The sequence below is a fragment of the Altererythrobacter sp. CAU 1644 genome (assembly GCF_029623755.1).
Classification (GTDB): Bacteria; Pseudomonadota; Alphaproteobacteria; order Sphingomonadales; family Sphingomonadaceae; genus Erythrobacter; species Erythrobacter arenosus.
On sequence record NZ_CP121106.1, the window covers coordinates 2,640,266 to 2,665,390 of the forward strand.

The window sequence follows — 25,125 nt, forward strand, 5'->3', positions numbered from 1 at the left end:
CCCTTACTTCAGCTCGGCGCTGGTGAGGGTGGTGTATTCGGTGGCGGCCTTCATGTTCTTGGCCATCACGTCATCGGGCGAGGCGACCAGGCCGATCTTGGCCAGCGGTCCGTCCTTGGCCCAGTTCTTGGTCCATTCGGCGATGTATTCCTTGAGGCCAGGGATGGCATCGAGGTGCGCCTTCTTGACGTAGACGAACAGCGGACGCGCGCCCGGATAGGCGAAGGTCGAGATGTTTTCGTAGGTCGGGTTGACGCCGTTCATGGGCAGCCCCTGCACCTTGTTGGCGTTTTCCTCAAGATAGGAATAGCCGAAAACCCCAACCGCATCGGCATTGCCCTCGATCTTCTGGACGATCAGGTTGTCCTGCTCGCCCTGGTCGACATAGGCGCCGTCCGAACGCACCTCGGTGCACAGCTGGTCGTAGCGGTCCTCATCGCTTTCCTTGAGGTCCTTCATCTCCGGGTTCGACTTGCAGCCGGCCTCGAGAACCAGTTCCTTGAGCGCGTCGCGGGTGCCCGAGGTCGAGGGCGGGCCGTAGACCAGGATCGGCTTGTTGGGCAGCGAGGGATCGACGTCCGACCAGTTCTTGGCGGTCTGTTCCTTGCCATAGGGGGCAGCGGCCAGCGCTTCGTAGACGATCTTGGGCGTGAGGTTCATCATGATGCCGCCTTGCGAGGAGGCAAAGGCGATCCCGTCGAGGCCGACCTGCAGTTCGATGACGTCGGTGACGCCGTTCTTCTGGCAGTCCTCGAACTCCGAAGCCTTCATCCGGCGCGAGGCATTGGCCATGTCCGGAGTGTCGGCGCCGACGCCCGAGCAGAACAGCTTCATGCCGCCGCCGGTGCCGGTCGATTCGATGATCGGCGACTTGAGGTTCGGGTTCGAGCGGGCGAGCGATTCGGCCACCGCCTTGGCGAAGGGGAACACGGTCGAGGAACCGACGGCGCGCACCGAATCGCGCGTCCCGCCGCCGCTGCCGCCAGTGTCGCCGCAAGCAGCCAGTGCCAGTGCCGAAGCAGCAAGAAATGCGAATTTCGTAGGATTGAACATCTTGGTACCCTCTAATGAATGGGTGAGCGCGCCTAAGCGCGGAAATATGACAGTTTTGCGACAGTCTTCGAATTTGAGTGGACCGCGGCCCGTTGTCGCGACCGGCCGCGGTCCGAATTTGGCATCAAATCAGAAGTCGACCTGGGCGCGGACACCGAAGGCATCGACGTCGTAAGACCTGTCGCCTCCGGCGGCAGCATAGACCGCGTCGTCATAGCTCATCTTGCCGTAATTGAGCGCGAAGAGCGTGTAATCGGTCGGCTTCCACACCAGCGAGGCCTGGTAGCCGTTCTGGGTCCCACCGACGATGCCAGCATCGGTCAGATCGAGATAGTCGTAGCGCAGGTTGAACTGCACCGAACCAATACCGCCCTTCCCGACAGGATTGGCCGGCTTGTTGCGATCGAACTTGCCGCTCTTGTATCCCCGCGTATCACCCTTGGTGAGGTAATAGCCGACTTCGGCATATCCGCCGAAGAAGGTCGGGTCGCTGAGAGCGCCGGGGCGATTCACCTTCTGCCAATAACCCTCGCTCGCGAAATGGAGTGGTCCGGCGATGGCTGCCGCCTCGAGGCCGTAACCGAGCTCGCTGCTTGCGTTGAGGTTGCCGGTGTTGATGAACCGCTCCGAGGTGAAGTGCACCAACGGGCGTTGACGATAGCGCACGGTCGCAGCCGGATCGTCGATGTCATTGTAATGGATCGAACCGCCCAGGTGGAGCTGGGCATTGCCCATCTTCGGCATGATCACGAGACGGCCATCTGCCCCGCGGTTCTTGGTGGCGGTGTCGTCGAAATTGTCGGTGAACAGGCCGGCCTGGGCCAGCACGATGCCCTGCTTGTAGGTCGCAGAGGCGCCGATGCGCCGTTCGAAACCGAATGCGTCGGTAAAGGCAGCGCGTTCGATGAAGGTCGTGTGGAGGCTGCTGGTCAGTTCTTCCAGAGACTGGAAGTTGTTTTGGTGACCGACGATGAATTCGACCGGGCCATCCGAGTAGGAGAGGTAGGCATCTGCCGCCTCGACCTCGTTGCCGGCGAAATCGACTTCGAACTTGTAGCCGAACCCGCCCGGGATATCGCCTTCGACGCCGAGGCGCGCGCGGCGGGTTTCATTGCCGAAGCCGTCCTCGCGGCCGGTCGAATCCGGCGCATTGGTTGAACCGACGTCGTACATCAGGCGCCCGCGCGGCTTGAAGCTCCAGCCACCTTCGGCCTCGATCACCGGCGCGCCCTTGAACTTGACGCTGGGTGCCTTGTCGACCTTGGCTTGCACGGCAACAACGCTTTCGCTGGCGGCTGCCGCAGCGCTCGTCGCAGCGTCGGCCTTGGCTTCGGCCTGTTCCAGCTCGCCCTCTAGCTGGTCGACCCGCGCAGCAAGGCGTGCGAGTTCCGCGCGCAGAGCTGCCAAATCGTCGGAGGTGACTCCCGTTTCCTGCGCGGCAAGCGGTGTCGCCATGGTGCAGGAAAGCGCCGCTGCGAGCAGCGTAGCGCGTCGTTTGCTAAACATTGAACCGGTATCCTTTTGCGGTTGCGTGACGATCCCTGTGATCGAGGCCGCGTCTATGACCGGTCTGTTACCGCTGTGTGACAGGCTGGGAGGAGAGGGAAGCTGCCTGTGGAAACCCTGTGGATAGGCCGTAATTAACGCCTATTTCCCCGGAGCAGCCGCTCTGTCACCGCTGGCAGCAAGCGGAAACCTGACGATGACCGAAGTCCCTTCGCCCAGCTTGCTGTCGATCTCCATTCGTCCGCGATGACGCTCAACGATATGCTTGACGATCGCGAGGCCCAGTCCTGTGCCACCCGATGCTCGGCTGCGTCCCGGATCAGTGCGGTAGAAGCGGCGGGTGAGGTGGGGAAGGTGCTCCGGTGCGATCCCTTCGCCTCGGTCCTGAACCGTCAGTCGCACCTGGTCATTCGGTGTTCGCTCCAACGATACGGTGACTTTCTCCGTCGGATCGCCGTATTTCAGCGCATTATCGACGAGGTTACGCACCAATTGCTCGATCTGGCGCTCTTCGCCGCGGATCCGCAGGTCACCGTCCGAAAGCAACTCGACCCGCCCGAATCTTTCCTCACCTGCAGAATCGCGCGCCGCGCGGGCGACCGTAGGTGAGAGATCGAAAGTATCCGCCGGCAAATCATGCTTTTCGGCTTCGACCCGCGAAAGCGACATCAGGTCGCTCACCAGGTGCTGCATTCGCGCAGCCTCCTGCTTGATGCGGTCGAGGAAGCGGTTTCGGGTCGCTTCGTCCACCGAACCGGGATCGTCGCTAAGTGTTTCGGCATAGCCGATGATCGAGGCGAGGGGGGTGCGCAGCTCGTGGCTGGCATTGGCGACGAAATCGGTATGCGCGCGGCTGATGTCCGATTCCGCTGTCTGGTTGATCAGTTCGATCACGCCCAGTTCGTCACTCACGGCCTGGCGACTGATCCGCCACAAGTCGCGACGACGAACCAGTCCGCGGATCATTGCGGTGCCGTTTCGCTCCTCGCTCAGCAGCTTGATCGCTTCGGGATGGCGGAAGGCGACACGCAAGTCCTGGCCCACGATATGCTTGCCGAGAATCTTTCGGGCGGTGCGGTTGGCGATCGCGACCTTGTTGCGGTCGGTAACGAGCAGTGGGGTGAACGAATTCTCGATCAGTTCGCCAATGTTGTCGCGGGTCAAAGGCTTCGATCGATTGCCCGCCGGCACTTCGGGCGGCTTGGCGGTCGCCAGGAAGAGGCTTCCGGCCCAAACAAGAACAACTGCTGCCGTGAGGAACGGATCGACGCCGAATGCAAGCATTGCCGCACCGGCGGCAAAAGCAATCAGGATTCCGGCAACCGGCTTGTCCGGCGATCTCTGTTGGCGCGAGTCCATCGACCGCGCCCATACCAGATGATGAGGGTGAGGGAAGCGCTAAGCCTGCGCGTATCGCTCGGGCCCGGAGCAAGACCGGGATTGAAAAGCAAATTTTCGGGGAGGCGCAAGGTGGTGACCCCTACGGGAATCGAACCCGTGTTTCAGCCGTGAAAGGGCCGCGTCCTAACCGCTAGACGAAGGGGCCACGCGCTTGCGAGGTCGCGCCTCTACGCGCGAGATTTGATGCGGTCAACCCCTGCTTGCATCAATTCGCGAAAGCGGCGTCTTCCAAATGCATTTCGGCCTGCGGCCGCGTTCCCCAATCGTCGATTTTGACGCGTCCTGCGAGGTGGAACAGTCGCCCGGCAGAGCGATGAAGGAGCGTCTGTGCCATCTCCGTTTCCCCGGCGCGAAATGCGATAGCCTTGAACGACCGGCCATCCTGCCCCGCGGCGATGATTCGCAAATGGTCTTTGCCGACGATGTCGGCCTTGACGATTCGAACGGGGCCAATGGCGACCCGCGGTCCCGGCCATCCGACCCCGAAGGGACCTGCCCGTTCGAGGGTCTCGACTAGGTCCGGCGTCAGCCCGCCGGGGGCGAGCGCAAGATCGAGTTGCATCTGTTGGCCGTCGCGGGCCTGGGTGACCTGGCGAGCGAGCCGCTCGTCGAGAAATTCGCCAAGCGCTTCGAGCTTGCTTGCTTCGATGGTCAATCCAGCCGCCATTGCATGGCCACCCCCAGCTACCAGCAATTCGGCCTCGCGCGCAGCGATGATTGCAGCGCCCAGGTCGACGCCCGAAATGGAGCGGCCCGATCCCTTGCCGATCCCGTCGGCCTCGTCGACCGCGATGACGATCGCCGGCTTGCCGGTCTTCTCCTTGATCCTGCCCGCAACGATTCCGATTACACCCGGGTGCCAGCCGCGGCCCGATAGGAGCTGGACGGCGCGGTTGTGCTGGCTCGAAAGCTGTTCTTCCGCCGCCTGCTGGACCTCGGCCTCAATCGCGCGACGCTCTTCATTGAGGGATGAAAGCTGCTCGGCAATCTCGCGCGCTTCATCGGGGTCCTCGGTCGTGAGCAGCCTTACGCCGAGCGTCGATTCCCCGACCCGCCCGCCCGCGTTGATCCTCGGGCCCAGCGCGAAACCGAGGTCGCTCGACTTCGGCGCGCGGTTGAGACGACTGGCGTCGATCAGCGCCGCCATGCCGATCCGCTCGCGGCGCGCCATGACCTTCAACCCTTGCGCGACAAAGGCTCGATTGAGTCCATGAAGGGCGGCGACGTCTGCGACGGTGCCCAAGGCCACGAGATCGAGCAGGCTCATTAGGTCGGGCTCAGACCGCTCGGCGAAGTAGCCGCGGTCGCGCAACGTGCGAACGAGCGCGATGGCGAGCAGAAATGCGACACCGACCGCTGCCAGATGTCCGTGCGCGCTCGCAATGTCGTTCTCGTCGAGCCGGTTGGGATTGACCAATGCCGCCGCGAGGGGAAGTTCGGCGGCGCACTTGTGGTGATCGACCACGATCACATCGACCCCGGCGTCGCGCGCCTGCTTGAGCGCATCGAACGCCATTGCGCCGCAGTCGACCGTGACGATCAGGCTCGACCCTTCTTCGCCCAGTCGGACCAGCGCCTCGCCGCTGGGGCCATAGCCCTCGAGCAGGCGATCAGGAATGTAATAGCCGGCCTCGACACCGAGGTCGCGCAGCAGGCTGACGAGCAGCGCGGCACTCGTCGCGCCATCGACGTCGTAATCGCCGTAGATCGTGATCGTCTCGCCGCCGAGAATGGCCTGAGTAATACGCTCAGCGGCAGCATCCATGTCGCGGAATTCGGACGGGTCCGGAAGAAAGTCGCGCAAGGTCGGCTTCGCGTGCCGCGCAATATCGTCTCTCGCAACCCCGCGCGTCAGCAACAGCTGGGTGAGGATATCGTCCTCAAGGCCAGCGATTCCGCCTGAGATCCCGAAGCTGGCCCCGCGCCAGTGCCAGGCCTGTCCGTTTAGCGAGGAGGATACGTCGAATACGGGAGATAGCGCGCGCGATGCCATGGGCGATTTCTAGCCCAAGGAACGCCCAGCGAACAGGGCATGCAATTGACAATCGACAGGGCAGGGCGCTTTGATCGCCCTTAGTGACCAGTCCCAACCTCCTGATAGCGTGGCATAGCCGCACCGGCGCCAGCGAGGCCATGGCGCGGGCCGCGGCCAGCGGGGCGGAAGGTCGGGCTAGGCTAATGAGGGCTTCAGAGGTCCAGCCGCAGGACATTCTTGATGCATCGGCTTTTCTATTCGTCTGTCCTGAAAATCTTGCCTCGATGAGCGGCGAGATGAAGGAGATGTTCGATCGCTGCTATTATCCAGTATTGGGGCGCATCGAGGGGCGGGCTTACGCAACCCTGATCGCGGCCGGGTCCGACGGAGAGAATGCGCAGCGCCAGATCGATCGGATAGCCACCGGTTGGCGCCTGAAGCGCGTCGCCGATCCCATCATCGTCAACCTGGATGCGCAAACCCCGGAAGTGATCCTGGCCGCGAAAACCGTTCCGGAAGAAAGGCTTGCCGATTGCCGGGCGCTAGGAAGCGCGCTTGGCGAAGGGATCGCGCTCGGGATTTTCTGACATTCCCGTGACATGCGCCGTTTCGGACATACTGAGACTCGACCTGCGGTTCGAATTGAGCAAGAAGATCGCGGGGAAGAGACTTGCTCGGGGGCTGGGACATCGCAGCGAAATATGACCGTCATGGCGATCGCGTGATTCAGGATAAGGGGATCTACCTGCTGTTCGAGCGGGGGAAGCGTCCTGATCGGGCGGCAGTCAGGGAATTCACGGCAGCCAATGCCAACGTCTCGCTCAGTTTCGATCCGGCAGACGTGCACCTGCGTCTGGTCGGGGGAAGCGATGCGGTTATCGATCGAAACAACGTCGCTAGTGCTTCGGGTCGGGAGGCGTCGGGCGGGTGGCTGGAATTGCTGTTCAACGGCCTCACGTTCGATCTTGATGGTCTGGCGCCAGAAGCGACGTCTCCGCCGCCTCACTTCGAGCATGCGTTTGACTTTTCTGCTCCAGAACGCGCCGAGTCATTCGAGGCGTTGCATCTTGCTCCCGGCGAGCATCTGGCCGGGGGCGAGAGAGCCCTTCCTGTCGTGCGCGGCATGATCGCGTTAGCGCGTGACCTGGCGCACCATTTCGAAAACCTGAGAGCTATTGTCTGGCCGCCTGCGCATTCGATCGTCGGGCGGCGGTTTTTCGAATCGACTGTCACTGCCTGGCTCGATGGGGGCGCATTCCCCGCGCTCGGACTTACGGCGTTCGATCAGGCTGAAGATGGAGCAATCCAGAGCGTTGGGCTGGCGCATTTCATCGGTCAGGAAATCCGGATCGAGCCGCCACTTTCCGATGATGCAGTAGCTGCGACGAGGTTGGGCGTCAGGCTGGTGAACCAGCTCGTTCTCGCGGGGGCAATAGAAGGCGTCGAACAGGTCATTGCGCCCGACGGCACCCGATTGGCGATGGAGCCGATAGAGAACGGGAGAATCGTCAGGGTCAGGATCGAATAAGAAACCTCGCGGGAGGGAACGTTTGGGTCGCACAGAATGTCGCCGCAAGGCGATACCGTTTCGCATGGTCAATCGGCGTGGTGCGCCAGGTTATCTTCCCGGGGTGCAGCGGCATCATCTCCTGCCGCAGCAACTGGTAACCCAGCGCTGTTTTGGCAGTTTCTTTGATCGCATCGGCTGTGAGCGGGTCGGGTTCGACGATTTCCGCGCGAACGGCCTGCTGCTCCCGGCCAACGAGAACGGGGCGCAGCGCATGGGATTGCCGCTGCACCGGGGTCCGCATAGGGACTACAACGCGCTGGTGATCGAACGCGTCGGCAGTATCGAAGCGGGCTGGGCGTCCCATCGCAGCGACGACCCGGAGGCGGCCCTGGTCGAGGCCCTGTTCCGGTTGCGTCTCCTCCAGTCCGCGCTTCGCCGCCGCCTGCTGGCCGAGCGCGACCGGATGGTGCTGAATCGCATGGATCCGCTTGGTCAGGGGTTCGATTTTACCGAGCTAGACGCGATGGCCGATACGCTGTGGGTGGCGACTAGTCCTGCCAGGCCGTGAAGTTGGACTTGGCCGCGAGTTCGGCCTTGGCCTGATGGTACTCGCGCTCGAATCGCGCCACCATGTCCTCGACCGTGCCAACCGACTTGATCGAACCGACTCCCTGGCCAGAACCCCAAATGTCCTTCCACGCCTTGGCCTTGGTGTTGCCGCCGCTGCCGAAGTTCATCTTGGACGGATCGCTTTCGGGAAGGTTCTCGGGATCCATGCCGGCCGCCTCGATCGAGCGGCGCAGGTAGTTACCGTGAACACCGGTGAAGAGATTCGAATAGACGATCTCGTCGGCGCTGCTGGCGACGATGCAGTCCTTGTAGGCTTGCGCAGCATTGGCTTCCTCGGTCGCGATGAAGGCGCTGCCGGCGTAACCGAAGTCGGCCCCCATCGCCTGCGCGGCGAGAATCGAATAGCCATTGGCGATCGAGCCAGACAGCGCGACCAGGCCATCGAACCACTCGCGAATTTCTTGCATCAGCGCAAAGGGCGAGAGCGTGCCGGCGTGACCACCGGCCCCCGCAGCAACAGGAATCAGCCCGTCGGCGCCTTTCTCGATGGCCTTGTTGGCAAAGCGGTTGTTGATCACGTCATGCATGGTGATCCCGCCCCAGTTGCGCACGGCGTCGAAGATCTCGGATCGCGCGCCCAGCGAGGTGATGATCATCGGAACCTGCCACTTCTCGCAGGTCGCCATATCGGCTTCGACCCGGTCGTTGGACTTGTGGATGATCTGGTTGACTGCGAAGGGCGCGGCCGGGCGTTCAGGGTGTTCGCGATTGTGCTTGGCCAGTTCTTCGGTGATCTGGTGCAGCCATTCGTCGAGCAGTGGCTGCGGACGCGCATTGAGGGCAGGAAAGCTGCCGATGATCCCGGCCTTGCACTGCGCAATGACCAGTTCCGGCCCAGACACGATGAACAGCGGCGAGCCGATCAGCGGCAGGCGCAGTCGGTCGAAGGGTGCGGGAAGGGCCATGGAACTCTCCAATTCTGTCACTTGTCGCGATGCCGATTAGGCAGCCCGCCGGGCGGTGTCGAGAGGGCGAAATTGCTAGGATCGAAGGGAGTGCGATGCCGTAGCGTCAACCGGGCAGAATATGTTCGATCTTGTAGAATTTGGCGGCGGTGGCGGCATAGAGCGCCCGCTTTTCGTTGCCGCTGGCGCCGGTCGTCAGCCGCTTAAACGCGTTCCACAGGACCGGGTAATCCGCGCCCCAGTAATCGACCGGGTAGTTGCTTTCGAACATCGCGCGATTGGCGCCGAAGGCATCGATGCAGGTTTCGATATAGGGGCGCCACATGGCGGCGAGATCCTCGGAAGTGGTCCCTGCTGCTGGCCCCTTGTCGGGCAGACCACAGAACGACATGGCCAGCCCGCCGAGCTTCACTACCACATTCTCGCACTTCGCCAGCTCACGAATATTGTGCCGCCAGGCGTCGAAACGTTCGTGCAGCTTGCCGTGGTAGCTGCCCATTCCCAGCGGTGTACCGCAATGGTCGAGGCAGATAGGTTGGTCGGGGAATGCCCGGGCAAGATCGATCAGGTCGGGCAGTTGCGGCTCCAGCAGCCAGGCATCGAAGGTAAGGCCATGCTTGCCTAGCTGCGCAAATCCCCGCCGGAACTCGCCGTCGAGATAGAGACCTTCTGGCGCATGGAAGGGTGCTCCCAGTACCTCCGGATCGGCGTCCCATGCTCCCTGATGCCTTATGCCCCTGAAGCGTTCCGGGGCGGCGCCTTGCAGCGCTCCCAGCACCTGCGACACGCTGTCGCCCGAGCGCAAATCCGCATGCCCGACAATCGCTGCGCAAGGGCGGATATTCCCATAGAGGCCGCTCGCGCCCTGCGCGGCTACGCCGTTCACATATTCGACTTCGCCGACCACCTTCATCGCTTCGTCGGCATTGGCCCGATAAAATGCGCCGCATTCCATGAACACGGTGCCGATGATGTTGTGGCCGCTGGTGAGATCGGCGTGGAGTTCGTTGAAGGTGTAATAGGGATGCTCTGCGATGGCAGCGATGAAGGGGTGCCGTGGCTCGGGAAACGCGCCCACAAGGGGTCGCAAGTCCCACAGGTGGTGGTGCGGATCGATGATCGGCAGATCGGGCTCTAGGATTTCTTCGGTCATCGCTCGTTTCCCCCGGGCTGTTCCTACAGGATGGAACACATGGAACACAGTCCATGGCGATGAAAGCGGATTGGATGGGGCGCGGCAAGCCTTGAACGTCTTTCTGGCGGCAAGTCGAGCATGCCGATCGTCATAGTTGCCCGACGCAAGGTAGGAAATTGCATGGCGCATGGAACAAGCTCGATTGCAAATCCCTGTTCTTTGCCGGATTAAACCGAGCGTTTTGCTGGAGGGTATGCATGCGGGTTCTCAACACGGCCTTGGCGGTAGCGGTTCTGGTGTCATCGTCATTGGTGTTGGCACGTCCTCCGGAGCCAGGAGATCTGCTGCGCCTCAAGACGGTCAGTTCACCCGATATCTCTCCAGATGGTACAACGATTGCCTTTGTCGTGGACACGCCCGATGTCGAGCGCGACGAGAACGTTTCGCATATCTGGGCGGTAAACTGGGATGGTAGCGGGGACAGGCAGCTCACGTCGCGTGAAGGCGAGAGCGAGAGCTCGCCGCGTTTCAGTCCTGATGGTACTTGGCTCGCCTTCCTGTCATCGCGTGGAGGCGATGAAGACGACGGACCGACAAGGCTGTGGCTGCTGCCACAGGCGAGTGGGGAGGCGCGGCCACTCGAGGGGCTGGACGGTTCCGTTTCCGACTTCGACTGGTCGCCGGATGGGCGCAAGCTTGCTCTGGTGGTCAAGGACCCGGAACCTGATGCGAGAGAGTCCGCTGATGGCGAGGAGATACCATCGCCGATCGTCATCGACCGCTTTGCGTTCAAGCGCGACGGGGAGGGGTACCTCGACAATCGCCGCGAACGCATCTGGATCTACGACTTGGCGCGTCGCACCGCTGAGCGGCTGACCGAGGGAGATCATGATGAATCTTCACCGGCGTTTTCCCCCGTTGGCACAGCGGTCGCCTTCGTATCCAAGCGGGTCGACGATCCCGACCGGACTGTCGACAGCAATATCTTTGTCGGCGAGCTGGCCGCCATGGATAGGGTGCCCAGGCAACTCACCACGCATCCGGGCGAAGACTCTATGCCCGAGTGGAGTCCGGACGGCAGGACCATCGCCTATTTGCGGGGAGGGGATCCGGCGGTCTCGTTTCCCTGGTACGCGATCACGCATCTCGCCGCGGTACCCTCCGTTGGCGGCGAGGAACGGGTGCTGACCGGGCAGCACGATCGCAACATCTTCGAATTTGCCTGGTCGCCGGACGGCCGCAGCATCCTGATGGTGGTCGAGGATAATGGGAGCCAGATACTTTCCAGCGTTCCTTCGGGAGGGGGCGCGGTGAGGACATTGATCGGTGGCGATATCGACATTGCGGAGCTGGCGGTCTCGCCCGCGGGCCGTGTCGCGGTGATGTCATCCACGATGGAGCGACCGCGGGAAGTGCATGCGGTCGAGGGTGGCAAGATCCGCAGCCTGACCGAGCAGAACGATGCTCTGATGGCGGAACTCGATTTCGGGCGGACCGAACGGTATTCGGCCACCAGTGCAGACGGCATCGAGGTCAGGGGCTTTGTGACCTATCCGGCGGATTCCTCGAAGGGACAAAGGCTTCCGGCAATCCTGCACCTTCACGGCGGGCCGGATTCGCAGCACGACTACAGCTTCGACATGCTCAAGCAGGTCTTTGCAGGGGCGGGCTATGCCGTCATCGCGCCAAACCCAAGGGGTAGCACCGGCCGTGGCAGCGAATTTTCCGCCGCACTCACCGCGGCCTGGGGCTCGGTCGATGTGCAGGACGTGCTGGCATCGGTCGATCACGCGGTCGCCGCCGGGATCGCCGACCCCGATCGGCTCGGAGTGGGCGGGTGGAGCTATGGCGGCATGCTGACCAACTACACCATCGCCAGCGATACCCGTTTCAAGGCGGCGGTCAGCGGAGCTTCGATCTCCAACATTCTATCTGGCTACGGCACCGACCACTACGTGCTCGCCTACGAGCAGGAAATCGGCAAGCCTTGGGAGAACCTCGAAGGCTGGATGCGGATCAGCTATCCCTTCTTTCGCAACCAGACGATCATCACGCCCACGCTGTTCATGGTCGGCGGTTCCGATGTGAACGTACCGACGTTGGCGAGCGAGCAGATGTACCAGGCGCTCAAGAGTCGCGGCGTCGACACCCGCCTGGTCGTCTATCCCGACGAATCGCATACGATCAGCCGACCGAGCTTCGTGAAGGATCACGTAGAACGCTGGGTCGAATGGTTCGATGCCCGCCTGAAGCCTGCAAGCCAGTAGCGGCGAGCCGTCACAGGATCGTAAATTCCCGAACTTTTGCCCTGATTTGCTGCCGGTTCGGCTTTCGCGCGCGAGGTGATCTGGTAGCCTTGCGTGATGCAATGGGGAGGACGACAGGTATTGATCCGCGCGGTATCGCGTCTAGTGCTGGCGGGCGCTTGCGCTGCCAGCCCACTGTTGCCGGCCGTAGCTAAGGAAGCCGAGCTCGCGATCGTCGCGACCGATCCCGCTGAAGTGGAAGGGGCAGCGGAGATTTCCGATTTCCGCGCCATCATCGCCCACAGCCCTTTCGTGCCGCTCCCCGATAACCTCTCGCTCGAGGGGCTGCTCGCGGATTATTCGCTCGCGCTCCCGGCGCCTGCCGATTGCGATGCGGCGCTGTGCATCGGCGCGGAAGCGATGCCCGCCGATCTGACCATGCGGCCGGGGGATGATATCTTCGTCGGCCTCTCTTTCGCCCAGCAAGCAATGCCTGACGCGCTGCCTGAACAGTCAGTCAGCCTGGTGGTGGTGATCGACCGCTCGGGTTCCATGAAAGGCTGGAAGCTGGAGGAGGTGACGGCCTCCCTGGCCCGTGTGCTGGGCGGATTGCGCGACGGCGACCGGGTCGGGATGGTCAGCTTCGGCGCCAGCGCGAAGGTGGAACTGCCAGAATCTCCTGTGGCGGAGGTGCGCGAGCAGATCGCCGATATCCTCGATGCGCTCGAGGCGGGCGAAGAAACCGACATGGAAGCAGGGCTAAGGCTAGGGCTTGATCTCGCCCGCGCCCATGGCGCCGAACGCGTTGTCCTGTTTACCGACGACCTCCCGAACATCTACGGCGAGCGGCCCGCGGGATTCATGGCGCTGGCCGAGGGAGCAGCGGCCGACGGGATCGGGCTGAGCCTTGTCGGCGTCGATCATCGCTATGACAATGCGACCGCGCTTCAGCTCTCGGCGCTCAACGGCGGACGGTTCTACGAGATGACGCCGCATTTCGACGTGGCGGGCCTGTTCGAGCAGGCCTGGCCGCAATTGCTGGGGGCGGGCCCGGAGAGCGCGAGCGTCATTCTCAAGCCGGGCGCGGGGCGCAGGATCTCGGCCGTGTTAGGAGTGCCCGAAGAGCTGGTGGAGCGACATGAGGATGGCTCCGTCGCGCTCGACTTGGGGCCGGCATTCGTCGCCCAGCGCGGCAACGGGGTGTATGTCACTCTGGCGCCCGACGGCCAAATCGGAGGATCGGTTGGGACGCTCCTCGAAACGAGATTGTCTGTCACCGAAGCCGGGGAAACGCGCGAACACTCGGCCGAAGTAACGCTCGGCTCGACCTCGGGCGGGCTTGCCGCCGCGCAGCAGCTCGTCGAGGAATACCTTGTGCTGCAGGCCTCGCTGAAAGCGTGGCATGCGCAAGGCGATCCAGAGCGCGCTGCGGAACTGGCGGCATTTCTCAACGCCCGCATGGCAGCCAGCGATCTCGCCTTTCTTGACCGCGAGCGAGCCATGGTTGCCAGCTTGGCCGCACGTATGGCCATGGCATTGGGTTCCCCACCTGCATCCGACCTGCTCGGTCGCTGGATGGTGGAATCCGAGCGCGGCCTGTCAGGCACCTCGCAAGGGGATATCGTCGAGTTCACCGCCGATCGCGGGTTCATCATCTATCGCCAAAGCGGAGAGGAGAGCGGCACGGCCACTCGGCAAACCTACCAGCAGGGCGATGGCAAGCTGCTAATCGACAACACCGACCTGGTGTTTGCCTATGAACTCAAGAGCAGGGGCCGCAGGCTCGACCTCAAGGCCGTCGTGGGTGACGAACGCCTCAAGCTGCGCAAGGCGGACTAGGCAGCCGCGCTGTTCGCAGCGCTGAGCACCGCGCGCACCGATGCGGTGGCTATGTCCTCGTCGATGCCGCAACCCCAGATGACCCGGTCGCCCGTCTCGCACATCAGATAGGCTGCCGCCCGTGCATCACGACCAGAGCCGAGCGCGTGTTCGGTGTAGTCGAGCACCTTGAGGTCGAGGTCGAAGGCGTCCTCCAGCGTCGAGACGACCGATGAGATCAGGCCATTGCCACGTCCGCTGACGCTCTGTTCCTGCCCATCGACGGCGATCTTGCCCGAGAACACGCGGGTGCCATCGACCGCCTTGGTCTCCTCGTAATCGACCAGCTGGAAATGCTTGGGATAGGTCTGCACTTGGTAGGCCTGCTTGAATGCCTCCCAGATATCCGCCGCATTGAGTTCGCGGCCAAGCTCGTCGGCCATGCGCTGCACATGCTTGGAGAAATCGGCCTGCATTTGCTTGGGCAGCTTGAGGCCCTGGTCCTGCTCGAGCACCCAGGCAAAGCCGCCTTTGCCGCTCTGGGAATTTACGCGGATCACCGCCTCGTAATTCCGGCCCAGGTCGGCCGGATCGATCGGCAGGTAAGGGACGCGCCATTGCTCGTCGTTCTGCCGTTCGTGCGCCTCGAACCCTTTCTTGATCGCATCCTGGTGCGATCCCGAGAAGGCGGTGAATACCAGTTCGCCGCCATAGGGGTGGCGCTGGTGCACTGGCAGTTCGTTGCAGAACTCGACGGTTTCGATCACGCGGTCGATGTCCGAGAAATCGAGGCCTGGATCGACGCCCTGCGTGTACATGTTGAGGGCGACCGTCACGAGACAGCAATTGCCAGTGCGCTCGCCATTGCCGAACAGGCAGCCTTCGACGCGGTCTGCGCCTGCCATCAGGCCAAGTTCGGCCGCCGCGACCCCGGTGCCGCGGTCATTATGCGTGTGCAGGCTGATGACCGCGCTTTCGCGATTGGGCAGGTTGCGGCAGAAATATTCGATCTGGTCGGCGTAGATATTGGGTGTCGCCGCCTCGACTGTCGCAGGCAGGTTGAGGATGATCGGCCGTTCGGGCGTGGGCTGGAGCACCTCCATCACCGCCTCGCAGACCGAGATCGAAAAATCGAGCTCGGCGGTCGAGAAGGTTTCGGGCGAATATTCGAAATGCCAATCGGTATCTGGTCGCTTCGCGGCCTCGTCGCGCAGCACCTTCGCACCCGCCACCGCGATCTCGCGCACTTCGTCCTGCGACATGCGGAACACGATATCGCGCCACGCGGGCGAGACCGCGTTGTAAAGATGGATGATCGCCTGCTTCGCCCCGCTCAGGCTGTCGAAACTGGTCCGGATCAGGTCTTCGCGGCTTTGCGTCAGCACCTGCACGATGACGTCGTCGGGTATCCGGCACGACCGCACGAGTCCGGAGATGAAATCGAACTCGGTCTGGCCCGCGCTGGGGAAGCCGACCTCGATCTCCTTGATCCCGATCTCGACCAGCAGGTCGAAGAAGCGGTTCTTCTTCACCGCGTCCATCGGGTCTACGATCGCCTGGTTGCCGTCGCGCAGATCGGTCGAGAGCCAGCGCGGCGGCGCAGTGATCGTGCGGCTCGGCCACTGGCGATTTTCCAGCGGGACCTGCGGGAACGGACGGTACTTGGCGGACGGATCGCGCAACATGTTGCGGGGAGTGTGCATTGGTTTGAACTTCTTCGAAATTGGAAAGTGGAGTTTGCTATCTTCCCTTGAGCGCCCGGCGCGCTCTCAAAGGCACGCCGCAGGTCACGCCCAAGGGCGTGTAAGTCGAAGCAGCAGTCCAATCTCGATAGTCATGGCCCTTCTATGATGGGTGGCGACAGGCTTGTAAAGACAAAGCACAAGCGGCATCGCGTGCAATTATCTTTCGCAAGGTGAGGAATTTTCATGCCCGACGATACGCCGCCCGATCACCCGCTGTACCGTATCATGGGGCTGAGGCGCATCGTCGATATGAACCCTGAAGGGCGCTCGACCCTCGAATATGAGGCGCGGGAGGAAATGTGCCATTCGGGCGGTGTGGTGCAGGGCGGATTTATTTCTGGTTGGATCGATGCCGCCATGGCCCATGCGGCTATCGCCAAGAACGGCCAAGACATCACACCCATGACGCTGGAGCTCAAGGTCAGCTTCTTCGCGCCGGCGCGGCCCGGGTTGGTGATCGCCGAAGGCTGGGTCGAGCGGCACGGCAGAAGAACCAGCTTCTACGAGGGGCATCTGAAGACACCCAATGGCACCGTACTGGCCAAGGGGACCTGTACCGTGCTCCTTGCCGATCGCGCACGGGTTGAAAGGGCATCGCAGGAGGCACGCAAATGAGCGAGATCAGACCATTCACGCTGGCAACCGAACAGGAGCAGCTGGACGACCTCTACCGCCGCCTCGACATGGCGCGCTGGCCCGAGAAGGAGCCGGTCGGTGACTGGACCCAGGGCACGCCGTTAGCCGCGCTGCAGGAGCTTTGCCGCTATTGGCGCAACGGGTACGACTGGCGGCGCTGCGAGGCCCGGCTCAATTCGCTCGGCCAATATGTGACCGAGATCGATGGGCTGGATATTCACTTCCTGCATGTTCGTTCGTCGCGGGCAGACGCTGTGCCGTTGGTGCTTACGCACGGATGGCCGGGATCGGTGATCGAATTCCTGGAGGTCATCCCACGCCTGACCGAGCCCGATGAGGGGTTGGCCTTTCACGTCGTCGCACCCTCGCTTCCGGGTTTCGGCTTCTCCGGCAAGCCGAGCGAAACGGGCTGGGGTGTCGAGAAGATCGGCCAGGCATGGGCCGAGTTGATGGCGCGCCTTGGCTATGATCGCTGGGTGGCGCAAGGCGGCGATTGGGGCGCGGTCGTGACCACCGCGATCGGCGAGCAAGCGCCGAACGGTTGCCTTGGCATCCATGTGAACATGCCGGTCGCAAGGCCGGGGCCGGACGATCTGAACCAGCCGTCTCCCCCAGAGCTGAAAGCTCTGGGCGCTTTGCAGTACTATCAGGAATGGGACTCTGGCTATTCCAAGCAGCAAAGCACCCGTCCGCAGACCATAGGCTATTCGCTGGTTGATTCTCCGATAGGGCTGGCAGGCTGGATCTATGAGAAGATGTGGGCCTGGACCGACAACGATGGTTCGCCACTCGATGCGCTGTCGATGGACGCCATCCTCGACAATATCATGCTCTACTGGCTCCCCGCGACAGGCGCTTCAGCCGCGCGGCTCTACTGGGAGAGCTTTGCCAAGGTCGGCGACGGCAAGGTCGCGATTCCTTCAGGCGGAAGCATATTTCCCAAGGAAGTGCTCCCCACGCCGCGCAAATGGGCCGAGCGCCGCTACACCAATCTCGTCTGTTGGAATGAACTAGAGCGGGGCGGACATTTCGCCGCGTGGGAGCAGCCCGAGGCGTTTGTGAACGAGCTAAAAAGCTGTTTCGGAAAGATGGTCTAGCGCCAGCGCAATCGTTCAGGCGTGAGTTGATCGACTGACGTCACGCCCATCAGCCGCATGCCGCGCTCGATCTCGTCCTTGAGGATGCCGATCGCGCGCTCGACGCCCGGCTGACCTGCCGCCGCGAGCGCGTAAAGATAGAGCCTGCCGCCCGATGCCGCAGTAGCGCCGGCGGCGAGGCTCTTCAGCACATGCGTGCCTCGGCGGACTCCACCATCGACGATGATCTCGATCTCTCCACCGACGCAATCGACGATCTCGCGGAGCTGGTCGAAAGGCGCACGGCTCCCATCGAGCTGCCTGCCGCCGTGGTTGGAGATCATGATCGCATCGGCGCCGATTTCGACCGCGCGGCGCGCGTCGTTGAGGCTCATTACGCCCTTGAGCGCGAACTTGCCGCCCCAGTCCTGCCGGATCCGCGCGGCGGTGTCCCAGTCCATCGAGGTGTCGAGCATGGTGTTGAAATACTCGGCGATGCTGACCGCCTTGCCGGTCCCCTCGGCGACATGGCTGTCGAGATTGGGCAGGCGAAACTTCTCGCGGAACACATAGTCGAGCGTCCACCGCGGGCGCGTGGCATATGACCAGACTGCCGACGGCGTGAAGCGGGGCGGGGTGGTGAAGCCGCTGCGCAGGCACCGCTCGCGCTTGCCCGAGACGATCGTGTCCACGGTCAGCGCCATGGCGTCGAACTTTGCCGCCTGGCAGCGCTCGATCATCGACTGGTTCAACCCCTTGTCCTTGTGGACATAGAGCTGGAACAGCTTGGGGCCGCTGGTGAGCGCGGCGATCTCCTCGATGCTGCGCGTCGCGAGGCTGGAGATGCCGAACCACAGGCCGAATTTCTCGGCGGCTTTGGCAACCGCTGTTTCGCCCTTGTGGTGAAACGCGCGCTGAACCGCAGTGGGGCTGAGCATCAGGGGCAGGGCGCTCTTGCGACCCAGGATCGTGCAGCTGGTGTCGATCTCTGCCACGCCCGCCAGCACATCGGGTACGAGATCGGCATCGTCGAAGGCGGTGGTGTTGCGCGCCTTGGTCAGTTCGTCGTCCGCCGCGCCGTCGATATAGTCGAACACCGGCCAGGGCAGGCGAGCTTTCGCCAGTTTCCGGAAATCGTCGATGTTGTGGCAGTCAGACAGGCGCATTTCCCGGACTTAGGCGGGGAAGCGCGGATTTGTCGACGTCTTTAGCCGCAGCCGACCGATTCGATCTTGTCGTCGGCGTCGATCATGACGTTGAGCCGATCGGGGCGCAGATCTTCGGTGGTCGCGGTGCCAGGACCGATCCAGCGGATATCCGATACCGGGGCAACAGCCATGGCCAGCTCTTGCCGGGTCTCCTGCGACAGCTCTTCGCCGATGAACTTCGTCGCCCTTCCGGCCTGGCAGGGGTCGATTGTGCGGTCAATCGGCGCCCTGGCGGCAGATGCCATGCTCGCTGCAGGAGCTTCGCCGGCGGTCGCATTGGCTGCTTCCGCATCCTCGCGTCCCACGAATTCACCGCAGGCGGTGATGCCGATGGGCAATGTGACAGCAAGGGCGAGGGCATGTCTGATCATGCCCTCAAAACCCCTCTTATCCGGGCTGGTTCCTCAGGAAATCAGTTCTTTTCCTTGTCGACCAGCTTGTTGGCGCTGATCCACGGCATCATCGCGCGCAGTTCTGCACCGGTCTTTTCGATCGGATGCGCAGCCGCAGCCTTGCGGCTTGCCTTGAGTTCGGGCTGCCCGGCGCGGTTGTCGAGCACGAAGTCCTTCACGAACCGCCCACTGGTGATGTCTGCCAGCACGCGCTTCATCTCGGCCTTGGTCTCATCGGTGATGATGCGCGGACCGGTCTTGATGTCGCCATACTCAGCCGTGTTGGAGATCGAATAGCGCATGTTGGCGATGCCGCCTTCGTACAGCAGGTCAACGATCAGCTTGGTTTCGTGGAGGCATTCGAAATAGGCCATTTCGGGAGCGTACCCGGCCTCGACCAGCGTTTCGAAACCGGCCTGGATGAGGTGCGTGATGCCGCCGCACAGCACCGCCTGCTCGCCGAACAGGTCGGTCTCGCACTCTTCCTTGAAGTTGGTTTCGATAATGCCGCTGCGGCCGCCGCCCACGCCCGAAGCATAGGCGAGGGCGATGTCATGCGCCGCGCCGCTGGCGTCCTGGTGGATCGCGATGAGGCAGGGCACGCCGCCGCCGCGCTGGTATTCGCTGCGCACGGTATGGCCGGGACCCTTCGGCGCGATCATGATCACGTCGATATCTTCGGGCGCTTCGATCAGGCCGAAGTGGATGTTGAGGCCGTGGGCAAAGGCGAGCGCGCTGCCCGGCTTCATGTTGCCCTTGAGGTCGTTTTCCCAGATCGCCGCCTGGTGCTCGTCGGGCGCGAGGATCATCAGGATATCGGCCCATTTGGCCGCTTCGCTGTTCGACAGCACCTTGAAGCCCGCGTTCTCGGCCTTCTTGGCGGTCGCCGATCCCTCGCGCAGCGCGATTGCGACTTCGCCCACTCCGCTGTCACGCAGGTTCTGCGCATGGGCGTGGCCCTGGCTGCCATAACCGAGCACGGCGATCTTCTTGTCCTTGATCAGGCCCAGATCGGCATCGGCGTCGTAATAAACCTTCATCGATTTCCCTTTTTTTTCTCAGGCGCCTTCCGCGCCGCGCATCATGCCAACCACGCCGCTGCGCCCGACCTCGACGAGGCCGAGTTCGCGCATGAGCGTGATGAAACTGTCGATCTTGTCCGGCGCGCCGGTCAATTCGAACACGAAACTCTCGGTGGTGGTGTCGACCACGTTGGCGCGGAACAGCTCCGCGATCCGCAATGCCTCGACCCGGTTGTCGCCCTTGCCGGCAACCTTCACCAGCGCCAGCTCGCGCTCGACATGCGGGCCGGCCTGGGTGAGATCGACCACCTTGTGCACCGGCACCAGGCGCTCGAGCTGGGCCTCGATCTGGTCGATCACCTGCGGCGGGCCGTTGGTGACGATGGTGATCCGGCTGACCGCGTGGTTCTCGGTAATGTCGGCCACGGTGAGGCTATCGATGTTGTAGCCGCGTGCGGTGAACAGCCCCGCGATCTTGGCGAGAATCCCGGACTCGTTATCGACGGTGACATTGAGGACGTGCCGCTCGGCGGCTTCGGTTGCGATTTTCATTGTGCAGTCCTCAAACCAGCGCTTTCGCTTCGTCGTCCATCGTGCCTTCGACATGGTCGCCGTAGAGCAGCATTTCGGTGTGCGCCGCGCCCGATGGGATCATCGGGAAGCAGTTTGCGCTCTGCGAAACGAGGCAATCGACCATCACCGGACCATCATGCGCCAGCATGGCTTCGATCCCGGCGTCGAGTTCGCTTTCGTCGTGGACGCGAATGCCCTTCCAGCCATAAGCTTCGCACAGCTTCACGAAGTCGGGCAGGCTGTCCGAATAGCTGTTCGAATAGCGGCTTTCATAGGTCAGTTCCTGCCACTGGCGGACCATGCCCATATATTCGTTGTTGAGGATGAAGACCTTGATCGGCAGGCGATACTGGCTCGCGGTGCCGAGTTCCTGGATATTCATCTGGATCGAGGCTTCGCCTGCGATATCGATCACGAGATCGTCCGGATTGCCGAGCTGCGCGCCGATCGCGGCCGGCATGCCGTAACCCATGGTCCCAAGCCCGCCCGAGGTGAGCCACTTGTTCGGCTGCTTGAAGCCGAAATACTGCGCTGCCCACATCTGGTGCTGGCCGACCTCAGTCGAGATGATCGGATCACGATCCTTGGTCAGCGCGAAGAGCCGCTCGATAGCCTTCTGCGGCATGATCAGTTCGGACTTTTCGGGATAGGCGAGGCACTCGCGCGCCCTCCAGCCAGTGATCCGTGCCTTCCATTCGCCCAGATCGCGCGGCTTGCGATCACCCCAGGCAGAGACAAGCTGTTCGAGGACCGCTGCGCAGTCACCGACGATCGGCAGATCCACGCGAACCGTCTTGTTGATCGAGCTGCGATCGATATCGATGTGGATCTTGGTCGAGCCGGGTGAAAAGGCGTCGAGCCGGCCGGTCACCCGATCATCGAACCGCGCGCCGACGCACAGCATCAGGTCGCACTTGTTCATCGCCATATTGGCTTCATAGGTGCCGTGCATGCCGAGCATGCCGAGCCAGTCGGGATGGTCGTGCGGAAACGCGCCAAGCCCCATCAGGGTCGAAGTGAGCGGGGCGCCAGTAAGATCCTGTAGGCGTCGCAGCAATTCACTCGCCTGCGGGCCCGAGTTGATGACGCCGCCGCCGGTGTAGAAGATCGGTCGTTCGGCCTTGGCCAAAAGCTCAACCGCCCGAGCGATATCGGCATCGGCACCGCGCAATTGCGGCTCGTAGCGATGCGAGCCCGGCGGGACGGCGGTTTCGTGCTCGGATGGGACCGCGATCTGCACATCTTTGGGAATGTCGATCACGACCGGGCCCGGGCGCCCGGTGGTGGCGATGCGGAATGCCTCCTCGATCGTCGCCTTGAGGTCGGCAGGCTCCTTCACGAGGTAATTGTGCTTGGTGCAGTGGCGGGTGATGCCAACTGTATCTGCTTCCTGGAATGCGTCGGTGCCGATCAGCGGGGTGGGGACCTGTCCGGTGATCACGACCAACGGGATCGAATCCAGGAAAGCATCGGCGATGCCGGTGACAGCATTGGTCGCGCCGGGCCCAGAAGTCACCAGCACGACGCCGGGCTTACCGGTCGAGCGGGCATAGCCTTCCGCGGCATGTGCCGCGCCAGCCTCATGGCGGACGAGGACGTGGCGGATGCGGTTGTTGTCGAAGAGTTCGTCGTAAATCGGGAGCACAGCACCGCCCGGGTAGCCGAATACGAATTCGACACCCTGCTCAACCAGACATTCGACCAGGATGGCTGCGCCGCTGCGCTCCTGTCCCACTTTTCGATCCCTTCCTTGCTCGTGCGCGAACCACGCACCCCTTCCTAACAATAAATGCGGCCCGGTGCAGGGTATGTTGCACCGGGCCATCGAACTCGTCGCTATGCGTTCGAATCTATCGTGTCAACCGTTAAAGACGTAATAATGATGCAAATACGGTATCAATATCGTAATTCTGTGACTCCAATAGGGGCCAATCCTCAGGGGGCTGCCGCCTGAACCATGTGTATTGCCGCTTGGCATAATTCCGCGTCGCCTGCTGGCCAGCTTCAATCGCTTGAGCGCGCGAAAGATCGCCTTTCAGCATGGCCGCAATCTCGGGTACGCCGATTGCACGCATGACGGGAAGTTCAGGTGAAAGACCCCGGTCGAGGAGCTTTTCCACCTCCTCGACCGCACCGCTGTCGAGCATAAGTCCGAAGCGACGGTCGCACCGCTCGTAAAGCCAGTCGCGATCGGGCAACAGGATCAGGGGATGCAGATCGATGTCGTTCTCGATCCCTCCCTCCTTGTCCGCCTGCCAATCCCTCAGCGGTCTGCCGGTCGCGCGCACCACCTCGAGCGCACGCGCGATGCGTTGACTATCGTTTGGATCAAGAACTGCGGCGCGCTCTGGATCTTCCGACTGGAGCGCGGCATAGGCCGCCTCGACGGGGAGCGCGCGGACCGCATCGCGCACCTCCAGATCGATTTCTGGGATGGGCGCTATGCCTTCGAGCAGGGTTCGCAAGTACAAGCCGGTTCCACCCACCAGGATCGGGACGACCCTCTGCGCATGCGCTCGGGCGATTTCCTGCCTGGCGGCGGCGGCCCAATCGGCGGCCGAGCACGGTGTCGCGCCATCCCAGGCGCCGAACAGCCGGTGCTCGATCCCACGCATCTCGTCCGCGGTTGGCCGTGCGCTGAGCACCTGCAGGTCGGCATAGACCTGCGCGCTATCGGCATTGACAACGACCGCGTCCAGGCATCGCTTCCCCAGCGCGAGAGCCAGCTCCACGGCGAGATCGCTCTTGCCGCTGGCGGTCGGCCCTGCGATGAGCGCGACCGATTGTTTCGCTGGAGATTCCCGCTTGCTCATTGCCCGCCTGATAGCAGACTCGGCCACCTTGGAAACGCGCCTTGAGGCTGCGCGCGCTGCTTTGGCCGAGAAGGGCATGCCGGTCGCGCTCGCGCAAATGCTCGATCACGGCGGCGAGGTGCTGCATCTGCAGTTGGCCGATGGCGATATGGCGACCCTGCGCGAAGTGCTGGACGCGCATTTCGAGCGTTCGGATGCGCTCATCTCCAGCCGCGACATCGCGATCCCGCATCTGTTCGTGTCGGACATGGATTCAACCATGATCGGGCAGGAATGCATTGACGAACTCGCCGACTATGCCGGGATCAAGCCGCAGATCGCCGAGATTACCGAACGCGCCATGCAGGGTGAGCTCGATTTCGAGGCCGCATTGCGCGAGCGCGTGGGTTTGCTCGCAGGACTTGCGGAAAGCGCGATCGATCAATGCCTCGATGAACGGATCTCACCCATGCCGGGCGCCAGGACCCTGGTTCGAACGCTCCGTTCAAAAGGCTGCCGCCCGGTGCTGGTAACCGGTGGATTCCATCACTTTGCCGATCCGGTTGCGGAGATGCTCGGTTTCGAGCGGGTCGTCGGCAATCGCCTCGAGGTCGAGAATGGCGAACTGACCGGCGGCTTGGTCGGCGGGATCACCGACAGCGGAGTGAAACGAGAGACGCTCGAACAGGAGCTTGGCCAGCTTGGCGAAAACGCCGTGTCGCTCGCGACGGGGGATGGGGCCAACGATATCCCGATGATCGAGGCGGCGGATTACGGTGTTGCCTATCGCGCCAAGCCCAAGGCGCGCCTCGCGGCGAATGGCTGGATCGATCGCGGCGACCTGACGGCTTTGCTCAAGTTGCTGGGAATTCCCGAAAGCGAGTGGGTCGCCGGCTAGGCGACCGCGGTTGCCGCGGCCTGGCGTTGACGCTTCTTCCTCCAGGCAGCGAAACGGATTGCGGCGGCGGCGAGCACTACCAGCGAGCCGGCGAGCCCTTCCTCCATCGTGCCTCCCTCCGGAATCCGCTTGAAATAGCTCTGCGCGTAAATGAGCCAGAGATAATGAATGCCAAACCGGTGCAGTGTCTTCCACTTGGCCCCGAGCGCCTTCATCGCGCTTCGATTGGAAGTAAGCGCCATCGCGCAGAGCATGACATAGGCGAATCCGCCGAAGATCAGTTGCGCCGCGGTTGGCGCCTCGCCCAGCGTGCGAAACAGCATCACGATCGCGACGAGGTGGACCGTGTGGCTCATCGCAAAGCCGAGTCCGATCCACTTGCGCTTGGCGAGCAGTGCCCTGGCCCAATCGGCGCGGGTCAGGTCGACCAGCGGGCGCGCAACATAGGCCAGCATGAACAGGGGGAAGCCGACTCGCGCCGTGTAGCGAGTCGCGGCCGACCATTGTTCGAGTTCGCCTTCTTGGCCGGAAAGCCCGAAGTAGAGCGCGCCAAGGCCTAGCGCCAATCCAAGCCACATCGGCCAGCGTTGCATCGATCCCTCCC

Annotated in this window: 22 protein-coding genes and 1 tRNA gene; 8 read left to right on the forward strand and 15 right to left on the reverse strand. The window is 62.7% G+C overall.

Annotated elements, in window-relative coordinates; genetic code table 11:
• Window positions 1-3 precede the first annotated feature (3 nt).
• From P7228_RS13125 to recJ, 5 genes are all read right to left on the reverse strand, one after another.
• Complete coding sequence (locus tag P7228_RS13125; RefSeq protein ID WP_278015683.1) at window positions 4-1,053, reverse strand: substrate-binding domain-containing protein; 1,050 nt, start codon at window positions 1,051-1,053, stop codon at window positions 4-6.
• Window positions 1,054-1,182: 129 nt separating this feature from the next.
• Window positions 1,183-2,559: an OprO/OprP family phosphate-selective porin gene (locus tag P7228_RS13130; protein WP_278015684.1), complete on the reverse strand. Its 1,377-nt coding sequence runs from the start codon at window positions 2,557-2,559 to the stop codon at window positions 1,183-1,185.
• A 141-nt stretch (window positions 2,560-2,700) separates the two neighbouring features.
• Window positions 2,701-3,918 carry a sensor histidine kinase gene (locus P7228_RS13135; protein ID WP_278015685.1) on the reverse strand — a complete coding sequence of 406 codons (1,218 nt, stop codon included), beginning with the start codon at window positions 3,916-3,918 and terminating at the stop codon, window positions 2,701-2,703.
• Window positions 3,919-4,030: 112 nt separating this feature from the next.
• Window positions 4,031-4,105 (reverse strand) — tRNA-Glu (locus P7228_RS13140).
• 60 nt (window positions 4,106-4,165) lie between these two features.
• The gene (recJ, locus tag P7228_RS13145; RefSeq protein ID WP_278015686.1) at window positions 4,166-5,953 is read right to left on the reverse strand and encodes a single-stranded-DNA-specific exonuclease RecJ; all 1,788 of its coding nucleotides are present in this window, start codon (window positions 5,951-5,953) and stop codon (window positions 4,166-4,168) included.
• 140 nt (window positions 5,954-6,093) lie between these two features.
• On the opposite strand from recJ, the gene P7228_RS13150 reads away from it, so the two are divergent.
• From P7228_RS13150 to P7228_RS13160, 3 genes are all read left to right on the forward strand, one after another.
• Window positions 6,094-6,522, forward strand: a complete 429-nt coding sequence (locus tag P7228_RS13150; protein ID WP_278015687.1) for a flavodoxin family protein — start codon at window positions 6,094-6,096, stop codon at window positions 6,520-6,522.
• A gap of 134 nt (window positions 6,523-6,656) precedes the next feature.
• Window positions 6,657-7,463, forward strand: a complete 807-nt coding sequence (locus P7228_RS13155) for a hypothetical protein (RefSeq protein WP_278015688.1) — start codon at window positions 6,657-6,659, stop codon at window positions 7,461-7,463.
• A 64-nt stretch (window positions 7,464-7,527) separates the two neighbouring features.
• On the forward strand, window positions 7,528-8,013 hold the full coding sequence (locus tag P7228_RS13160; protein ID WP_278015689.1) for an AHH domain-containing protein: 486 nt from the start codon (window positions 7,528-7,530) through the stop codon (window positions 8,011-8,013).
• Here the strand turns inward: P7228_RS13160 and P7228_RS13165 are convergent.
• Together P7228_RS13165 and P7228_RS13170 are read right to left on the reverse strand one after the other, a co-directional pair.
• A complete protein-coding gene (locus P7228_RS13165) occupies window positions 7,994-8,980 on the reverse strand; it encodes an NAD(P)H-dependent flavin oxidoreductase (protein ID WP_278015690.1) in 987 nt (328 codons plus the stop codon). The two genes, P7228_RS13160 and P7228_RS13165, sit on opposite strands and share 20 nt — an antisense overlap.
• A gap of 106 nt (window positions 8,981-9,086) precedes the next feature.
• Window positions 9,087-10,133, reverse strand: coding sequence for an amidohydrolase family protein (locus tag P7228_RS13170; RefSeq protein WP_278015691.1), 1,047 nt, complete (start codon window positions 10,131-10,133; stop codon window positions 9,087-9,089).
• 239 nt (window positions 10,134-10,372) lie between these two features.
• Between P7228_RS13170 and P7228_RS13175 the strand changes: the two genes are divergently transcribed.
• Window positions 10,373-12,382 carry a S9 family peptidase gene (locus P7228_RS13175; RefSeq protein ID WP_278015692.1) on the forward strand — a complete coding sequence of 670 codons (2,010 nt, stop codon included), beginning with the start codon at window positions 10,373-10,375 and terminating at the stop codon, window positions 12,380-12,382.
• Window positions 12,383-12,559: 177 nt separating this feature from the next.
• Entirely contained in the window at window positions 12,560-14,200 is a 1,641-nt protein-coding gene (locus tag P7228_RS13180; RefSeq protein WP_278015693.1) for a vWA domain-containing protein, read from the forward strand.
• Here the strand turns inward: P7228_RS13180 and leuA are convergent.
• A complete protein-coding gene (leuA, locus tag P7228_RS13185; protein ID WP_278017772.1) occupies window positions 14,197-15,864 on the reverse strand; it encodes a 2-isopropylmalate synthase in 1,668 nt (555 codons plus the stop codon). The two genes, P7228_RS13180 and leuA, sit on opposite strands and share 4 nt — an antisense overlap.
• 243 nt (window positions 15,865-16,107) lie before the next feature.
• Here leuA and P7228_RS13190 point away from each other — a divergent pair, with 243 nt between their 5' ends.
• Complete coding sequence (locus P7228_RS13190; RefSeq protein ID WP_278015694.1) at window positions 16,108-16,539, forward strand: PaaI family thioesterase; 432 nt, start codon at window positions 16,108-16,110, stop codon at window positions 16,537-16,539.
• On the forward strand, window positions 16,536-17,657 hold the full coding sequence (locus tag P7228_RS13195) for an epoxide hydrolase family protein (RefSeq protein ID WP_278015695.1): 1,122 nt from the start codon (window positions 16,536-16,538) through the stop codon (window positions 17,655-17,657). The genes P7228_RS13190 and P7228_RS13195 overlap by 4 nt, the downstream gene beginning before the upstream one ends.
• On the opposite strand, the gene P7228_RS13200 is transcribed toward P7228_RS13195, so the two are convergent.
• The 6 genes from P7228_RS13200 to miaA form a co-directional block, all read right to left on the reverse strand.
• Window positions 17,654-18,802, reverse strand: a complete 1,149-nt coding sequence (locus P7228_RS13200; protein ID WP_278015696.1) for an alpha-hydroxy acid oxidase — start codon at window positions 18,800-18,802, stop codon at window positions 17,654-17,656. The two genes, P7228_RS13195 and P7228_RS13200, sit on opposite strands and share 4 nt — an antisense overlap.
• A 41-nt stretch (window positions 18,803-18,843) precedes the next feature.
• Entirely contained in the window at window positions 18,844-19,215 is a 372-nt protein-coding gene (locus P7228_RS13205; RefSeq protein ID WP_278015697.1) for a hypothetical protein, read from the reverse strand.
• A 41-nt stretch (window positions 19,216-19,256) separates the two neighbouring features.
• Window positions 19,257-20,276, reverse strand: coding sequence for a ketol-acid reductoisomerase (gene ilvC / locus P7228_RS13210; protein WP_278015698.1), 1,020 nt, complete (start codon window positions 20,274-20,276; stop codon window positions 19,257-19,259).
• Window positions 20,277-20,294: 18 nt separating this feature from the next.
• Entirely contained in the window at window positions 20,295-20,810 is a 516-nt protein-coding gene (ilvN, locus tag P7228_RS13215) for an acetolactate synthase small subunit (protein ID WP_278015699.1), read from the reverse strand.
• A 10-nt stretch (window positions 20,811-20,820) separates the two neighbouring features.
• The gene (gene ilvB, locus P7228_RS13220; protein WP_278015700.1) at window positions 20,821-22,566 is read right to left on the reverse strand and encodes a biosynthetic-type acetolactate synthase large subunit; all 1,746 of its coding nucleotides are present in this window, start codon (window positions 22,564-22,566) and stop codon (window positions 20,821-20,823) included.
• A gap of 130 nt (window positions 22,567-22,696) precedes the next feature.
• Window positions 22,697-23,644: a tRNA (adenosine(37)-N6)-dimethylallyltransferase MiaA gene (gene miaA / locus P7228_RS13225; protein WP_278015701.1), complete on the reverse strand. Its 948-nt coding sequence runs from the start codon at window positions 23,642-23,644 to the stop codon at window positions 22,697-22,699.
• Between miaA and serB the strand changes: the two genes are divergently transcribed.
• Entirely contained in the window at window positions 23,637-24,521 is an 885-nt protein-coding gene (serB, locus tag P7228_RS13230; protein ID WP_278015702.1) for a phosphoserine phosphatase SerB, read from the forward strand. The two genes, miaA and serB, sit on opposite strands and share 8 nt — an antisense overlap.
• On the opposite strand, the gene P7228_RS13235 is transcribed toward serB, so the two are convergent.
• On the reverse strand, window positions 24,518-25,114 hold the full coding sequence (locus P7228_RS13235; protein WP_278015703.1) for a ferric reductase-like transmembrane domain-containing protein: 597 nt from the start codon (window positions 25,112-25,114) through the stop codon (window positions 24,518-24,520). The genes serB and P7228_RS13235 overlap by 4 nt on opposite strands.
• Window positions 25,115-25,125: the final 11 nt, after the last annotated feature.

Bases quoted from the DNA above. Each gene is read 5' to 3' on its own strand.
- P7228_RS13125 (WP_278015683.1), bottom strand. From the start codon at position 1,053: ATGTTCAATCCTACGAAATTCGCATTTCTTGCTGCTTCGGCACTGGCA.
- P7228_RS13130 (WP_278015684.1), bottom strand. From the start codon at position 2,559: ATGTTTAGCAAACGACGCGCTACGCTGCTCGCAGCGGCGCTTTCCTGC.
- P7228_RS13135 (WP_278015685.1), bottom strand. From the start codon at position 3,918: ATGGACTCGCGCCAACAGAGATCGCCGGACAAGCCGGTTGCCGGAATC.
- recJ (WP_278015686.1), bottom strand. From the start codon at position 5,953: ATGGCATCGCGCGCGCTATCTCCCGTATTCGACGTATCCTCCTCGCTA.
- P7228_RS13150 (WP_278015687.1), top strand. From the start codon at position 6,094: ATGGCGCGGGCCGCGGCCAGCGGGGCGGAAGGTCGGGCTAGGCTAATG.
- P7228_RS13160 (WP_278015689.1), top strand. From the start codon at position 7,528: ATGGTCAATCGGCGTGGTGCGCCAGGTTATCTTCCCGGGGTGCAGCGG.
- P7228_RS13165 (WP_278015690.1), bottom strand. From the start codon at position 8,980: ATGGCCCTTCCCGCACCCTTCGACCGACTGCGCCTGCCGCTGATCGGC.
- P7228_RS13170 (WP_278015691.1), bottom strand. From the start codon at position 10,133: ATGACCGAAGAAATCCTAGAGCCCGATCTGCCGATCATCGATCCGCAC.
- P7228_RS13175 (WP_278015692.1), top strand. From the start codon at position 10,373: ATGCGGGTTCTCAACACGGCCTTGGCGGTAGCGGTTCTGGTGTCATCG.
- leuA (WP_278017772.1), bottom strand. From the start codon at position 15,864: ATGTTGCGCGATCCGTCCGCCAAGTACCGTCCGTTCCCGCAGGTCCCG.
- P7228_RS13190 (WP_278015694.1), top strand. From the start codon at position 16,108: ATGCCCGACGATACGCCGCCCGATCACCCGCTGTACCGTATCATGGGG.
- P7228_RS13195 (WP_278015695.1), top strand. From the start codon at position 16,536: ATGAGCGAGATCAGACCATTCACGCTGGCAACCGAACAGGAGCAGCTG.
- P7228_RS13200 (WP_278015696.1), bottom strand. From the start codon at position 18,802: ATGCGCCTGTCTGACTGCCACAACATCGACGATTTCCGGAAACTGGCG.
- P7228_RS13205 (WP_278015697.1), bottom strand. From the start codon at position 19,215: ATGATCAGACATGCCCTCGCCCTTGCTGTCACATTGCCCATCGGCATC.
- ilvC (WP_278015698.1), bottom strand. From the start codon at position 20,276: ATGAAGGTTTATTACGACGCCGATGCCGATCTGGGCCTGATCAAGGAC.
- ilvN (WP_278015699.1), bottom strand. From the start codon at position 20,810: ATGAAAATCGCAACCGAAGCCGCCGAGCGGCACGTCCTCAATGTCACC.
- miaA (WP_278015701.1), bottom strand. From the start codon at position 23,644: ATGAGCAAGCGGGAATCTCCAGCGAAACAATCGGTCGCGCTCATCGCA.
- P7228_RS13235 (WP_278015703.1), bottom strand. From the start codon at position 25,114: ATGCAACGCTGGCCGATGTGGCTTGGATTGGCGCTAGGCCTTGGCGCG.